General features: G+C 34.8%; 15 protein-coding genes. 4 read left to right on the top strand and 11 right to left on the bottom strand.

Translation table 11 applies throughout. From position 1 onward, the window contains the following. Positions 1–202: 202 nt before the first annotated feature. From ACTJJ9_RS09270 to coxB, 7 genes are all read right to left on the bottom strand, one after another. Positions 203–721 carry a GNAT family N-acetyltransferase gene (locus tag ACTJJ9_RS09270; RefSeq protein WP_095298922.1) on the bottom strand — a complete coding sequence of 173 codons (519 nt, stop codon included), beginning with the start codon at positions 719–721 and terminating at the stop codon, positions 203–205. Between the two features lie 244 nt (positions 722–965). Continuing rightward, positions 966–1,433: a DUF420 domain-containing protein gene (locus ACTJJ9_RS09265; RefSeq protein ID WP_095298924.1), complete on the bottom strand. Its 468-nt coding sequence runs from the start codon at positions 1,431–1,433 to the stop codon at positions 966–968. A gap of 216 nt (positions 1,434–1,649) precedes the next feature. Continuing rightward, entirely contained in the window at positions 1,650–2,552 is a 903-nt protein-coding gene (gene ctaG, locus ACTJJ9_RS09260; protein WP_095298926.1) for a cytochrome c oxidase assembly factor CtaG, read from the bottom strand. A 183-nt stretch (positions 2,553–2,735) separates the two neighbouring features. Continuing rightward, the gene (gene ctaF, locus ACTJJ9_RS09255) at positions 2,736–3,068 is read right to left on the bottom strand and encodes a cytochrome c oxidase subunit IVB (protein WP_095298928.1); all 333 of its coding nucleotides are present in this window, start codon (positions 3,066–3,068) and stop codon (positions 2,736–2,738) included. A gap of 4 nt (positions 3,069–3,072) precedes the next feature. Continuing rightward, the gene (ctaE, locus tag ACTJJ9_RS09250) at positions 3,073–3,699 is read right to left on the bottom strand and encodes a cytochrome c oxidase subunit III (RefSeq protein ID WP_095298929.1); all 627 of its coding nucleotides are present in this window, start codon (positions 3,697–3,699) and stop codon (positions 3,073–3,075) included. Then, positions 3,699–5,564 (bottom strand): cytochrome c oxidase subunit I, encoded by a 1,866-nt coding sequence (ctaD, locus tag ACTJJ9_RS09245; protein ID WP_145580816.1) that lies wholly within the window; start codon positions 5,562–5,564, stop codon positions 3,699–3,701. Before ctaD ends, ctaE begins: the two co-directional genes overlap by 1 nt. Before the next feature lie 38 nt (positions 5,565–5,602). Beyond that, positions 5,603–6,709 carry a cytochrome c oxidase subunit II gene (gene coxB, locus ACTJJ9_RS09240; protein WP_095298932.1) on the bottom strand — a complete coding sequence of 369 codons (1,107 nt, stop codon included), beginning with the start codon at positions 6,707–6,709 and terminating at the stop codon, positions 5,603–5,605. Positions 6,710–7,485: 776 nt separating this feature from the next. Between coxB and ACTJJ9_RS09235 the strand changes: the two genes are divergently transcribed. Continuing rightward, positions 7,486–8,388: a COX15/CtaA family protein gene (locus ACTJJ9_RS09235; RefSeq protein WP_095298934.1), complete on the top strand. Its 903-nt coding sequence runs from the start codon at positions 7,486–7,488 to the stop codon at positions 8,386–8,388. 198 nt (positions 8,389–8,586) lie between these two features. On the opposite strand, the gene ACTJJ9_RS09230 is transcribed toward ACTJJ9_RS09235, so the two are convergent. Both ACTJJ9_RS09230 and ACTJJ9_RS09225 read right to left on the bottom strand, forming a co-directional pair. Next, positions 8,587–9,831, bottom strand: a complete 1,245-nt coding sequence (locus tag ACTJJ9_RS09230; protein WP_145580817.1) for an FtsW/RodA/SpoVE family cell cycle protein — start codon at positions 9,829–9,831, stop codon at positions 8,587–8,589. 145 nt (positions 9,832–9,976) lie between these two features. Continuing rightward, positions 9,977–10,258, bottom strand: coding sequence for a YlaN family protein (locus ACTJJ9_RS09225; protein WP_095298938.1), 282 nt, complete (start codon positions 10,256–10,258; stop codon positions 9,977–9,979). Between the two features lie 201 nt (positions 10,259–10,459). Between ACTJJ9_RS09225 and ACTJJ9_RS09220 the strand changes: the two genes are divergently transcribed. Continuing rightward, the gene (locus tag ACTJJ9_RS09220; RefSeq protein WP_095298940.1) at positions 10,460–10,957 is read left to right on the top strand and encodes a hypothetical protein; all 498 of its coding nucleotides are present in this window, start codon (positions 10,460–10,462) and stop codon (positions 10,955–10,957) included. A 76-nt stretch (positions 10,958–11,033) separates the two neighbouring features. On the opposite strand, the gene ACTJJ9_RS09215 is transcribed toward ACTJJ9_RS09220, so the two are convergent. Continuing rightward, positions 11,034–12,362 carry a PhoH family protein gene (locus ACTJJ9_RS09215; RefSeq protein ID WP_095298942.1) on the bottom strand — a complete coding sequence of 443 codons (1,329 nt, stop codon included), beginning with the start codon at positions 12,360–12,362 and terminating at the stop codon, positions 11,034–11,036. Positions 12,363–12,570: 208 nt separating this feature from the next. Between ACTJJ9_RS09215 and ACTJJ9_RS09210 the strand changes: the two genes are divergently transcribed. Then, positions 12,571–13,179: a YhcN/YlaJ family sporulation lipoprotein gene (locus tag ACTJJ9_RS09210; RefSeq protein ID WP_095298943.1), complete on the top strand. Its 609-nt coding sequence runs from the start codon at positions 12,571–12,573 to the stop codon at positions 13,177–13,179. Positions 13,180–13,478: 299 nt separating this feature from the next. After that, the gene (locus ACTJJ9_RS09205) at positions 13,479–13,679 is read left to right on the top strand and encodes a YlaI family protein (RefSeq protein ID WP_095298945.1); all 201 of its coding nucleotides are present in this window, start codon (positions 13,479–13,481) and stop codon (positions 13,677–13,679) included. 177 nt (positions 13,680–13,856) lie between these two features. Here ACTJJ9_RS09205 and ACTJJ9_RS09200 read toward each other — a convergent pair whose 3' ends face one another. Then, positions 13,857–14,171 (bottom strand): YlaH-like family protein, encoded by a 315-nt coding sequence (locus ACTJJ9_RS09200; RefSeq protein WP_095298947.1) that lies wholly within the window; start codon positions 14,169–14,171, stop codon positions 13,857–13,859. Positions 14,172–14,230 lie beyond the last annotated feature (59 nt).

Below are 14,230 nucleotides of genomic sequence, written 5' to 3'. Positions count from 1 at the left end.
ATAAAGTGGTCGGGAAACCAACTTTATCCTACCATGTGAAGTGAGGTTTTTTAATACCTAATACCACGCTTGAAGCTCTTTAGAACCCCCAGCATAGCAGGGGGTTTTCGAAACCACAATAACAATAAAAAAGCAAAGATTCCCTTTGCTTTTTTATTATTCTCGTAAAAGTTGCTTAATTTGGTCAATACGTTCCACAAAATTATTGCAAATCCTTTTTCTGAATTTCCCAAACTAAGATTTCACCATCTTTTTTTGAACAGATCATTCCTAATCTGTTATATAAGCGAATTGCTTGATTTTGTGCGATTGAACATTCCATAATCACTTTTTTAACCGACTTATGGTAAGTTAACCAATCAATAAATGCATCTACAGCTTCATATGCAATACTTTCATCATTAAACAATTCATCTACATGATAAGAAAGTTCTACAATGCCTTCCTTATTCGGCTTACCTTGCATTAATATATCACCAATTATTTTCTTTTCTTCAAACTTAATAATTAACCAAAGACCACACTCATAACTTTCTTCATCCTCTTTTTCTAAACATTCAATGTAGTATGGAAGAAAACCTTTCACATAAGGTGATGGCCAATTTAATGGAAACTCTATTGGTGATCTCTGTTCCAATTCTTTTCGATGAAATACTAACGATTTTGCAATATCCAATGAGCAAGGAATAAGCATTAACCGATTAGTTAAAATTTCTATCAATACATTCTCTCCTCTCTTATTGATATGACGATCATAAAAAGAGTTACGAATGAAACCAATTTAAGAAACATTGGTTGACCTGTAAATTCAGGGCTAATGTAAAAGTCAAACGTTTTTGCTTTTAGATGTTTCCTAATTTTCAACTAACCGTTTTCATATGCATACCGACAAGTTCCTTCACCTCAAAAAGACAATAAAAAAGGTGGTATAGAATATCTTATTCTTTACCACCTTAAAATTATGTTTAAAACCCTAAGATTGCTTTAATTACAGAGGTTGTTTCCCCTCCATGATAAATCACATATAATAATAAATATACTGCAACTCCTGTAATACCAGTTAAAAACCAAACAACACTTGTAAACGGACCAATTTTACGATGTTTCTCATAATTCTTTTTATAACCCGTAATAAGAGAAATAATCCCTAATACCGCTCCAATAGTAGCTAAAGAAATATGAAAAATTAAAAACAAAGTATAGTATATTTTAATATGCTCAGGACCACCAAAAGCTGTATTTCCTATAAAGATTGTTCGTGAAGCGTAAATGATGAAAAATAAAACAGCAAAAATAGCTGCCCAGGTCATAACCTTCATATGTAAATCAATTTTTTTAATTTTTATTAAATACCAGCCAATTGCAACAAAAATTGCACTAAGAACGATAAAAGTCGTACTAATCGTAGGCAATAAAGGTAATGTTGTATTCATTTTCAATCCTCTCATTATATGTATTGACCATGTTATTCAAAACTGTTTGTTTCAGTTCTTAAAGGACTCTTTACATCTATTGGATTTCCCCATTGTCACTTATCTCCTGCAGAAATCACCCATTAAGAACATGCTAAAAGTCAGGATTGAAATTAACATAGCCTATGTAGCAATGACATTGGACTGATTTTATAATCAAATCAGCCCAATGTTTCTTTATTTTATCGGTTCAGGTCTATAGTCTTCCTGTAACTCAAGTTCATCTTTAAGACGCTCTTTTCGCGCCCATTCAAAGAAGACATACGCTAAAATAGACCCATATACAACCTCTTGAATAATTTTCATAAGTACACCACCAAGTTGTTGATCATCAACTAATGGCAATGTATTAAACATTTCCGGACCTGTTAAATTTAATCCTGCAAGCATATCCCCTGGCACACATAAATGCAAAGCATTGATCCATGCTTGTGGATCGGAATATGTTAAGTAAAGTGGATCAGGCGAAAAAATAATTAATGCACATGCAGGAGTTAATAATACTCCGTCTGCAAAAATATACCCCATTTTTTTTATCCCTGAAAGCGAATCCCATTCCTGTAGGGTATTGAGCAACGGCAACCACATAAATATAGCTGCTATAAAAATAATCGTCGTCATTAAAGCGTGATAAAGCGGTTCCGTTTTTACAAAATCAAAAACTAATGGGATATGATAGACTGAAAATACACCATTAAATACAATTAAAGCGAGAATTGGTTTTGTAAAAAATTTGAATACCGGTTTAATAATAGGACGATACAGAATAGCTCTCCACAACCATTCTGGAATCCCTAAGATAAGTAAGGGTGGTACAATCAAATATAAAATAGCCATTTGTGTCATATGAGCACTAAACATAATATGCCCGAGTAAATCAACAGGACTTCCTTTACTTACGTATAAGGCAACAATCCCAGAAACAAATAAAATTTGCTGTTTTGTTGAAACAGGTGAACTATCTTTAAATTTCGATCTCCATGGTCCAATAATCATAAAATATAAAACTAAGAGTAAAACCATTACGGATAAATAATAAGGACTCCACAACGCACGAAATCCAAATATTTCAAAGCCCATTAACTTTTCAGCTCCTTAACGCTAGTCCTTCAAAAATATTATACACTTCCAAACTTTCACTATCAATGAACGATCTTTGACAAAATCCTATTACATATACATTTGAAGCTTGTTACAGAAATGCTTTGAATGTAATGAAAAGAGCAATTAGCAAAATGCTAATTGCTCTTTAATTAAGGTTCATTACCACCAAATAATTGTAGTAAAAGCCAATACCGTTAACGCAGCTACAAATACACCTGAGAACAGGAATAGAGCGGACATTTCATGCCCTTTATGACTCATATGCATAAAATAATACAGTTGGAAAATGACTTGAATTACTGCAAGTGTAATAATAAATGGAACTTTAAACCATTCACCGATTCCATCATATCCTACAGCGATAAATGCAACTATCGTCAAGAAAATCATCATACCGAAAGTAATCACTTGGTGTTTCATTTCTTCAGCATTTTTCTTACGGCGATAAACTAAATCTACTTTTGGGTTTGTTGAATTATGATTATTTGCCATCAAATTATCCCACCATTCCCATTAAGTATACAATTGTAAAGATAAATACCCATACAACGTCGATAAAGTGCCAATACAAGCTTGCAACGTAATATTTTGGTGCATTATACAAGCTTAAGCCACGTCTTGCGTTGCGGACAATTAAAGTAGTGATCCACAATAAACCGAAAGCAACGTGCATTCCATGTGTTCCAACTAAAGTGTAAAACGCAGAGCCGAGAGCACTACTAGTAATTGTAAATTCAAAATGATGTACATAATGATTAAACTCATAAATCTCCAAAATAAGGAATCCTAATCCTAAAAGAACGGTGATAATCATCCACAATTGCATTTTACCAAAATTAAAATTTTTCATATGGTACATAGCATAAACACTAGTTAAACTTGAGGTCAAAAGCAGCATTGTTGCCGCAAAAGTCAATGGAATATCAAATAGTTCTTGCGTTGTTGCTCCTCCTGCAGAGGATTCTCTTAATGCTAAGAATGTAGCGAAGAGACTAGCAAAAAGAACTGTCTCTCCTCCAAGGAACAACCAAAAACCTGTAAATTTATTTTTACCTTCGAGGGTAGCTTTTTCAGGCGATGCCGGAAAATTTTCAGCTGTTAACTTATCTTCAACATTTGCCATTATGCTTTCCCTCCTTTTTCTTCCTTAAGTAAATCTTCTTTATGAATATGGTATCCATGATCATCAATTATTGAGCGGAAGAACATTGCACCGAAAGTAATAATAAAACCAACAATGATTAGCGGGAATGCCCAACCATAGTCTTCGCGATAAAGTAATCCAAATGATGCAACGAATAATCCTAAAGACATAATAAATGGTAAGATTGATCCGTTTGGCATATGAATATCACCTAACGGCTCTGCAGGAGTCATCCCTTTATTCCCTGCCATTTTTTCTACCCACAATGCATCTAAACCACGTACAAGTGGAGTTTGTTTAAAGTTATATTCCGCCGGAGGTGAAGCAACCGCCCACTCAAGTGTACGACCATCACCCCAAGGGTCATCTCCAACCTTTTCTCCCTTAATTGAAGTGTAAATGATGTTAATCAATAAAATGATCGTTGCTGCAGCCATAAAGAATGCTCCAACTGTACTTACAAAGTTTGCCATATCTAACCCTTGACCAGGTAAGAATGTAAATATTCGACGTGGCATCCCCCATAGACCGAGGAAATGTTGAATAAAGAATGTTAAATGGAAACCAATAAAGAAAAGTACAAACGTCACTTTATTCAAGAACTCATTTAACATTTTACCGAACATTTTTGGCCACCAATAAACAGTACCAGCAAATAATGAGAACACAACCCCACCAACAATTACGTAGTGGAAATGAGCAACAACGAAATAAGTATCATGGTATTGATAATCTGCTGCTGCTGCTGCAAGCATTACTCCTGTAACCCCACCCATGACGAATGAAGGAATAAAAGCTACTGACCAAAGCATCGGAGAGGTAAATTTAATCGATCCACCCCAAATTGTGAAAAGCCAGTTAAAAATTTTAATGCCTGTTGGTACAGCAATCGCCATTGTAGCAACAGCGAAAATCGCATTTGCAATTGGTCCTAAACCAGTTGTAAACATATGATGCGCCCAAACCATGAATCCTAAAAATCCAATTAATACTGTTGCGAATACCATTGATGAGTATCCGAACAGACGTTTTCTTGAAAATACCGGTAAAATATCAGAGAAAATTCCAAATGCTGGTAAAACTAAGATGTATACCTCTGGATGACCGAAGATCCAGAATAAATGTTCATAAATAACAGTGTTACCGCCAAGACCTGCATCAAAGAATGCAGTTCCAAATAAACGATCAAACATTAATAATGCTAAACCTACTGTAAGCGCAGGGAAAGCAAATAAAATAAGTGCTGAAGCTACAAAAGTTGTCCATGTGAACAACGGCATGCGCATATAGGTCATTCCCGGTGCTCTCATGTTAATGATTGTAGCTAAAAAGTTAATACCAGCTATAAGTGTTCCTAGACCGGAAACTTGCAGCCCTAGTAAATAAAAATCTACGCCATGGCCTTCAGATTGTATTGCTAAAGATGCATAAGAAGTCCAACCAGCGTCAGGTGCTCCACCTAAAAACCAACTTAGATTTAAGAAAACCCCTCCAAAGAAGAACAGCCAAAAACCTAACGAGTTTAAAAATGGAAATGCAACGTCACGAGCACCAATTTGTAATGGTACTACGGCATTCATTAGTGCGAACAATAAAGGCATTGCAGCTAGAAAGATCATTGTAGTTCCGTGCATAGTTAAAATTTCATTATATACACCTGCACTAACAAAGTCATTATTCGGAATTGCTAGCTGAATGCGGATCAGCAACGCTTCTAATCCACCAACAAGGAAGAAGAAGCCACCGGCTATCAGGTAAAGGATAGCGATTTTCTTATGGTCAACGGTTGTTAAATAGTCCCATAAGACTGCACCTACCCCTTTTTTCTGAGTCAACGTGCTCACAGTGTTACCTCCCTTTTCTTTTACAAAGTAATATCTACTTAATTACTAGTAACTTTTAACCCCATTAAATATTCAGTTAACGCATCAAGCTCTTCATCATTTAGCTTTGGATAAGTACCAGTCATTTTATTAGCTGGCTTATAAGCTTCAGGGTCTTTTAACCAATTGCGGATGCTTTCTTCATTATGTTTCAATACTCCTGCAACTGTAGAACGTTCACCAAAAGTTGCCAAGTTTGGAGCTGTTCGAGCTGCAGCAGGACGTTCGTCCATAGGTGTTACAGCATGACATGAAATACATCCCTTTTCTTCAAACAATTGCTCACCTTGCTTCGCTAAATCTGTTGTTGCGACAGCTTTACTATTTTCCATTTCTGAGATCCATTGGTCAAATTCATCTCTAGAAATGGCTTTTACTTTAAAGTCCATTAATGCGTGTGATGGTCCACAAAGCTCAGCACACTTCCCATAAAAATATTCCCCAGCTTGATCAGCACGTTTGGAATCAAACTTTAACCACATTTGGTTGACATTTGTTCCCTTTTCGATATTTGAATCAACATTTGTATCCATTTTTCCGCCAATTGATGGAATCCAGAATGAGTGCTTTACCTCATCTTGATTTGATTCTAAGTTAAAATAAACTTTTTCATCAGTTGGTACTACTAACTCTTGGCTAGTTACAACTCCATAATCAGCATACTCGAATTCCCACCAATAAAGATTTGCCCGTACATTAACGACGATGGCATCTTCTGGTTTACGATTTTTATCCTCAATTGCATCTACATCAGCAAGCTTAAACGTTGCAGAGACAACTGGGACTGTCAAGACAAGTAATAATAGAATAGGAATAACAGTCCAAATGATTTCTAGCTTATGATTCCCTTCAACTTGAACAGGAATATTGTTTTCTTCACCTTTGCGTCGACGGAATTTTACGACTACATAGATGAAGATTACCGTTACGACTGCAATGACAACAACCATTATGAGTGTACTTAACACCATAAGGTCATATTGCATATCCGCTACCTCACCAGCAGGTTGAAGCGTGGAAAGAAACGGTTCACCACAGCCGGCTAGGACAAGCGTCAATGCCGCAAATAAGGATAATAGACGCCATTTTGTCAGCCTTTTTCTCATAGCTAAATCAAACCCCTCTTTCAATAATTTAAAAATTCCTATTATACTTTAATAAGGAACTTATTTATTAATAAATTCTTTTTAAGAAAGAATTTCAAACTAAAAAGCGGTTAATTCACCACTAATAAATAATTTTTAATAAAAGAATAAGTAGGACTCTCACTATTTTTATCAATTGCCAAAATAAACTTTAACTTATCATTATCATGCCTGCTAATTAGGAGACTATCCAAATAACCTTTATGTACTAACCAAAAACAATAAGGAAAAATATTTTTTAGTAAAAAATTCAAGCCAATAAATTACAATAAAAATGAAGGCGGTTGCACTTACTATAAATTCTATGTTTTTTAAAATAGTCCTCTAGATATTAAAACATACTTCTCACTTAATTTGTGAACAAATCATGAAGTATTTTTGTCGAAATTGTGAATGGATTTTTGTAAAAAGTGCAAGTTTTTCTATTTTAACATATAATTCCAAAAAAGTCTCTAAAAATAAACCGTTTACACTTTTAAAGAAAAAAGAGAGAAAATATTCAAAACCCCTTCTCTATTTCTAACAAAATCCTCTTAAATATTCAACCTTTTTTAGTATATTAAAGAAATCAAAATTGAAGATTTTTTTCTCGCTTCATTATTTACGTCCAACTACAATATCCAATAACTTTGTGAACTTTTCCTTATATTTATTGTCTTTTTCCTATACATTGTGTACTATACGATGAGTATTTACTATTAATTTTCTAATAAAGTTATTAAGAAGGTGAACATATTTTGCAACGTGCACTAAAATGGTTTGCCGTGTTTACGACAATCATTATGTTATTAGTTCTACTTGGGGGAGCTCTTGTTACAAAAACGGAGTCTGGAGATGGCTGCGGAAAATCATGGCCTTTATGTCATGGTGAATTTGTACCTAGTGAAATTACCTTTGAGTTAGTCATCGAATTAAGCCATAGACTTGTAAGTGGGCTCGCAGGAATAACAGTAGTCATTCTCGCAATTTGGGCCTGGAAAAAAATCGGTCATATTAGAGAAACGAAATTTTTAGCCATTTTGTCTGTTTTGTTCCTCATTTTGCAGGCACTAATCGGTGCAGCAGCCGTAATGTGGGGTTCATCAGATGCAGTTATGGCTTTGCATTTCGGGATATCATTAATCTCCTTTGCTTCTGTTTTACTGTTAACATTGCTAATATTCGAAGTGGATAAAAAGTTTGAAGCAAGTTCTCTCGTAATTAATAATCAGATGAAGTTTCATATGATTGGGATTACTATTTATTCCTACTTAGTCGTTTATACAGGCGCTTATGTAAGACATAAAGAAGCCAGCCTAGCATGTCCAGATTGGCCTCTATGTAGCAGACGGGCTAGCGGGATGCCAACTACATTGCATGAATGGATTCAAATGGGACATCGGGCTGCTGCGGCATTAATCTTCATTTGGATAGCCTACGTAACATGGAGAGCTATAAAATATCATAAGCATCAAAAAGTTATTTATTGGGGCTGGATAATTGCCTTTATATTAATCTGCTTACAAGTAATTTCAGGTGCTTTAACAGTTGTTTCCGGATTGAATCTTTATATTGCTTTAGCTCATGCATTAATTATCTCATGTCTATTCGGCCTTCTAAGTTATTTTCTACTACTTGTTGGTCGCTCTAAGTACAATTAAATGTTTAAAAAAGCAGGAACCAAATTTAAAAGGTTCCTGCTTTTTTGTTAAGCTATTTAAGATTATTGTTGATTGGATCTGTAGGCATGAGACTCCTGCTTAGAGAATCCAATCAACAGGAGCCCCTACAGAAGCTTACTTCGAGTAGGGGCCCAGACCTCAGCGGAAAGCGAATACCTCGTTGTCAAAAACTCTATTTTATCTAAACGAAGAGTTTCGTCGATGATTTCGATGATGTCTATGTTGAATTGGCTCTACGATTGTTGGCTTTTTATTTTCCTCTTTTACTTTCGGTTTTTGATATGTATCACGATAATTTGTAAACATTGACACATTTACTAATAAGCCCATCGATAAAAGTAAAAGCAATATCGAAGAACCACCGTAGCTGATAAATGGCAGTGGGACACCAGTTATAGGGATTAAGCCTGTTAGACCCCCTAAATTAATTAAAGCTTGAATTGCTATCATACTTGAAATACCTACAGCAAGAAGAGTTCCAAAAGGATCCTGGCATTTTCTCGCGATTTGGAACCCTTTTAAAATAACAAATGTGAGGAGAACTAATACAAAGATTACACCTAAAATCCCTAATTCCTCTGCAATAATCGCCATAATAAAATCAGTATGAGATTCAGGTAAATAGCCATATTTTTGGACACTCTGTCCTAACCCTAAACCTTTTAAGCCTCCAGCTCCTATTGCATAGAAAGAATTAACTAGTTGATAACCATCACCTTGCACATCTCCAAACGGATCAATAACACCGCTAAAACGGCTTAACTGTTCTTGACTAAATAGGTTAACTCCCCTAATTAGTAAGAAGCCAACCATCATTCCTCCAAAAATAAAGACGAGCGAAACGAGCTTTAGAATATTCTTCATTCCCATTCCAGAACACAAAATCATACAAACGGCAATCATACTAATAATAAAGGCTGTACCGAAATCGGGCTGAATGATAACAAACGTACAGATAATCCCTGTAAAAATAAGCGGTGGTAAAACCCCTCTGCTAAATTCATTTAAATATGATTGTTTCTTATCATAGACGGCAGCAAGGTAAATAATTACACTTAATTTTACAAATTCACCTGGTTGTATGTTCATTCCACCAAGCTTGATCCAGCTTTGCGCATTTCCTGCAGCATGTCCAATAAAAAATAATGAACCAAGTAATATAATGGAGCCAAAAACGATTATTTTCAAAATCGTCTTATTTAAAAACGCGCGGTAGGGAAATATCATCATAACTAAGAAGACAAGGCCTCCAGCTATTAATGCAAGCTTTTGCCTTTGAAAAAAGTGATCTGGTTCATATCCCCATCGAGCAACAGCTGTAATCATACTTGAGCTATAGACCATTACAAGGCCAAACGCGCAAAGTAAAATGATCGCTAGTATTAATGAATAATCATAAGATTTTAGAATTTTCTTTACCATAATATCTCTTCCTTACTACTGTCATTATTCGTACGTTGCTTTTATTTTACTATATCTTCGCTCTAAAAAAGTTAATTTCCTTTAAAAACTGATAGAGAAATAAAAAAACTCAAACTTACTACCTAGTTAGTTTGAGTTTTGTTCATTATTTGCCTGTAAATGCATCATGTAGAGCTGAGAGCTCCCTTTCGAGTGTATCTAGCAATTCTTTTCCTTCACGTTCCTCAACTAAGCCTAATCGTACCGCGAAATCAATTTCTCTAGATAAACCGAACATTTGTGTATCTAAAACCTCTTCATAAAGAGGACACTGAGGCATTGTTAAATTGTCCATTTGGACTTTTATTAATTTCATGATTTTTTCAGCATCTGCCCTAAGTAACGCAAGTGCTTTTTCACGATGATTAATAGCAATCTCAGACGCCAAATGAATCCCTCCGTTTCCGAGCGATTACCCTCTACTTATGATTTAATATTATAACCAAATCATTGAAAAAGCAAGGACAATCAATATAAACTTCGATTTTTCGTAAAAAATACACAGATTTTTGATGATAGTTTCTAATTAATATTATGTGACAATTTGTGATAAAAAAGGTTATACTTGCGTTATAAAGGAGTGTCGTTTATGGAATCAATCGTAATGATTAAAGGTAATGTTCAATTTCAAATTACATTAGATCCCGGTGTTTGGATCTTCGATGACAGAAAGGTTGATTTAACAACGTATTTCACAGAAGAAGCTGCAACAATAGATGAAATTGAAGAATACACGAAGGCAACTTCAAAACATTGGGAACGTGAAATTAGAGAGGGAGCCATTCATCCCCCTACACTTAAAACTGAAAAAATCTATGAAAAACAAAAAGTGCTAAATGGTACTTTCGGTATTCCATTAAAGCCGTTCCTTGAAAACGCTGTTATTCTTGAAGATGCCACAACTGTCAATTTTGTGACGAAAGAAGGAAATATTTCATTATCAATTGAAGAAGCTCTTAATGTTGTTCTTGGGTTTAGTATTAATGGAAAACCTCTAAAAGAAGATGGTCCAATACATATTTATTATGGAGATGGTTCAAATTATTCAAACCCAATAAAAAATGTAAAGGAAATTGTTGTCGTTTAAGTATCTAATAAAGCCCCCTTAAATATGCCTAAGTATAGACCTTAAAAGGGGGCTTCATAAATCCCCCTTGGCTTTCTTAAAGTATGTCAGCTGCTAGTTGTGCTAACCCTGACCGTTCACCCTTAACAAGTCTTACATGTCCAGCAATTGGTTGATCCTTAAATTTCTCAACAACATATGTTAAGCCATTATTGTATTCATCAAGATATGGATGGTCAATTTGTTCTGGATCACCCATTAAGACAATTTTACTCCGTTCACCAACCCTTGTAAGAATAGTTTTCACTTCATGCTTTGTTAAGTTTTGTGCTTCATCTATAAGAATAATTTGTTCAGGGATACTACGCCCTCGAATATATGTTAAAGCTTCAACCTCAATCGACCCCATACCCGCTAAAATCGCATCTAATTCTCCCGGTTTTTTAGTATTGAATAGATATTCCAAATTATCGTAAATTGGCTGCATCCAAGGTCTTAATTTTTCTTCCTTTTCACCAGGCAAAAATCCAAGGTCCTTTCCAACCGGCACGATTGGTCTTGCGACTAACAGCTTTTTATAAGTTCCTAAATCCTCCGTCTGCATAAGACCTGCTGCAAGAGCTAATAATGTTTTTCCAGTACCAGCTTTACCAATAAGGGTTACTAATGGAACATCCGCCCTTAAAAGCAGCTCAAATGCCATTGTTTGTTGGACATTTCTCGGTCTTATTCCCCAAATATGGTCATGGTCAAAAACGAGCCTTTGAATCTTTTTACCTGATTGATCAACCTTACCAATTGCTGATGATGAACCACCTAATGCATCCTTCATAATAACGAATTGATTTGGATAAAATGGATGGTTTGTTATTTCCGAAAGAATAAGTTCGTTCTTTTCATAAAACCGATTTAAATTATCGCTACTAATATACAAATCAAGAAATCCAGTGTATATATGGTCAATTTCGACTACTCGATCACTTAGAAAATCCTCGGCTATAAGGCCAATAGCGTCTGCCTTAACCCTAACGAGCGTGTCCTTGCTTACTAAGATTACAGCTCGGCCATTTTCCTTTGTCTGCTCCTCCAAGGATAAATTTTTTGCAACAGCTAGAATTCTGTTATCATTTGTTTTTTCAACAAATATTTCTTGAAGTTGTTGAAAAGAACGGTGATTTAATTCAATTCTGAGTGAACCACCATTTGGCAACGGAATTTTTTCATGGAGCTTTCCAGATTCTCTTAATTGATCGATTAGTTTTGATACTTGTCTAGCATTCCTTCCAATTTCATCCATGTACCTTTTTTTTGAATCTACTTCCTCTAAAACAACTGCAGGAATAATTACTTCATTTTCTTCAAAGGAAAAGATTGAATTTGGGTCTTGCAATAAAACATTCGTGTCTAGTACATAAATCTTCCTCAAAACTCCGCCTCCTACTCCGTGCTATTTTTTTATGGAGTGAAACAATTAGTTCGTAAAAAAGTCAAGCTGTGAATGAAGCGTTGCTAAAATATATGAAAGGATGAATAAAGATAGAAGGTTTATTAGACAATAAAATTAAAAAGCAAGGAAAAAAACTGCAATGAATGTTCTTTAAATGGATTCAATTGCGGAATTAAGGAGTGATTTCATGAAAATAATTTATTTTGCTTTACTACTACTAACCCTTGCTCTTACTGGTTGTAATGTAAATCAAGGTGCACCCAATACTGACGACTCACTTAATAACGGGACACCAATTAAAGTAAAAAACAGTGTAGATGAAAATAATATAGACCGAAAAACTGGACAAGAAATCTCGAAGCACCTTGTTAATTTGGCTAACAGAATACCAGAGGTCAATGATGCTACTGCTGTTGTATTAGGGGATTTTGCTGTTGTTGGCATTGATGTAAATTCAAATTTGGATCGAAATAAAGTTGAATCAATAAAATATACAGTTTCGGAAAGCTTAAGGCATGACCCCTATGGTGCAAATGCTGTCGTAATCGCAGATGCAGATACAAACGCACGCCTTCGTGAAATGGGAAGAGAAATACAAGAAGGTAGACCAATTGTTGGCATATTAGATGAGCTTGCAGCAATTGTCGGGCGCGTTATACCTGAAATACCTAATGATGCACTTGATAATCAACAAAAACAACCAACTGAAACAAATGACGATCAATTAAATAACAAAAATGAGAAAAAAATAGAAGAAGAGCAGCAGGATCAATCAAATAATCAGAAGCACCGTTAAGACAAAGAGATAAGGAGGCAATCTGAAAGAAGCTAACCTCAAGCAACACTAAATTTGGAGATAAAAAATTGTATGCTCCCATTTAATGCCTAAAGAGGATTGAACACCTTTCAATTAAGAATGCCTCCTTAAACTGTTATTATACTAATTATCAAATTGGGCCTTTCATCCCTTCATTCACTCTCCAATTAATCACAAGTCACATTCATTTTTTCTTAGGTTCTTCATTATTTAACCTCTAACATGATATACTTAATAAAACGTACGACTAAAAAATTGTAAAAGGTTTGAGGTGTCGAATGAAGGTAAAGTGTGTAATTTGTGATAAAGTTGAAAATATTGAAGATGAAACATTAATGGCAAAACGATTAAGAAATCGTCCCATCCATACATATATGTGTAGAGAATGTAATGAACGAATTGAAGCGAAAACAAACGCTCGTATCGCAACTGGAAAATTTAGGCTTTATCAAGATAAAAAAACGGAAGACTCATGGTAACTTAAATTAATTAGGCTTTCTTTAAGCTATTTGTGAAATTAGTCTTTTGCGAATTAATTTATGGATAAAATTCTTTCTCTTTAAAGATACCCTTAAAAGAAAGCTATCAATTTGCAACAATAAAAAGCTGCCTTAACTTATGACCTACTTAAAGGACAAATGTTAAGACAGCTTTTCTTATGCCTCTTTTGCATCTTGTTTTTTTGATTGATAAAGTCTAATTTTGTAAATGATTAAGATTAATGCAGCGACAACTAACCCTTCAGCTATCGGTAAAAAGATACCTAAAAAAGTGAGCACTGTACATCCTAATGCGAGAAATATGTAAATGATAAGGGATTTTAATATCGGAAGCTTTTTGGCAAATCCCAGTTTATAAACAACCACTGATAACAGAAAAATTGTGATATATAACAGCCACATTCCTAAGTCTGGATTTTCGGTAACTTTATACAAACTAGGAAAAAATGATAATCTTTCTTCTATTTCCACCTTTCCCCCTCCTTATTCTCATCACATTTTATAAAAACGATAAAATCAACCTAAAAAAA

Origin of the sequence: Metabacillus sp. 22489, from assembly GCF_052044855.1 — a bacterium.
Classification (GTDB): domain Bacteria; phylum Bacillota; class Bacilli; order Bacillales; family Bacillaceae; genus Metabacillus; species Metabacillus niabensis.
The sequence above is the reverse complement of the archived record's forward strand: the minus strand, read 5'-3'. Positions and strand labels throughout refer to the sequence as shown.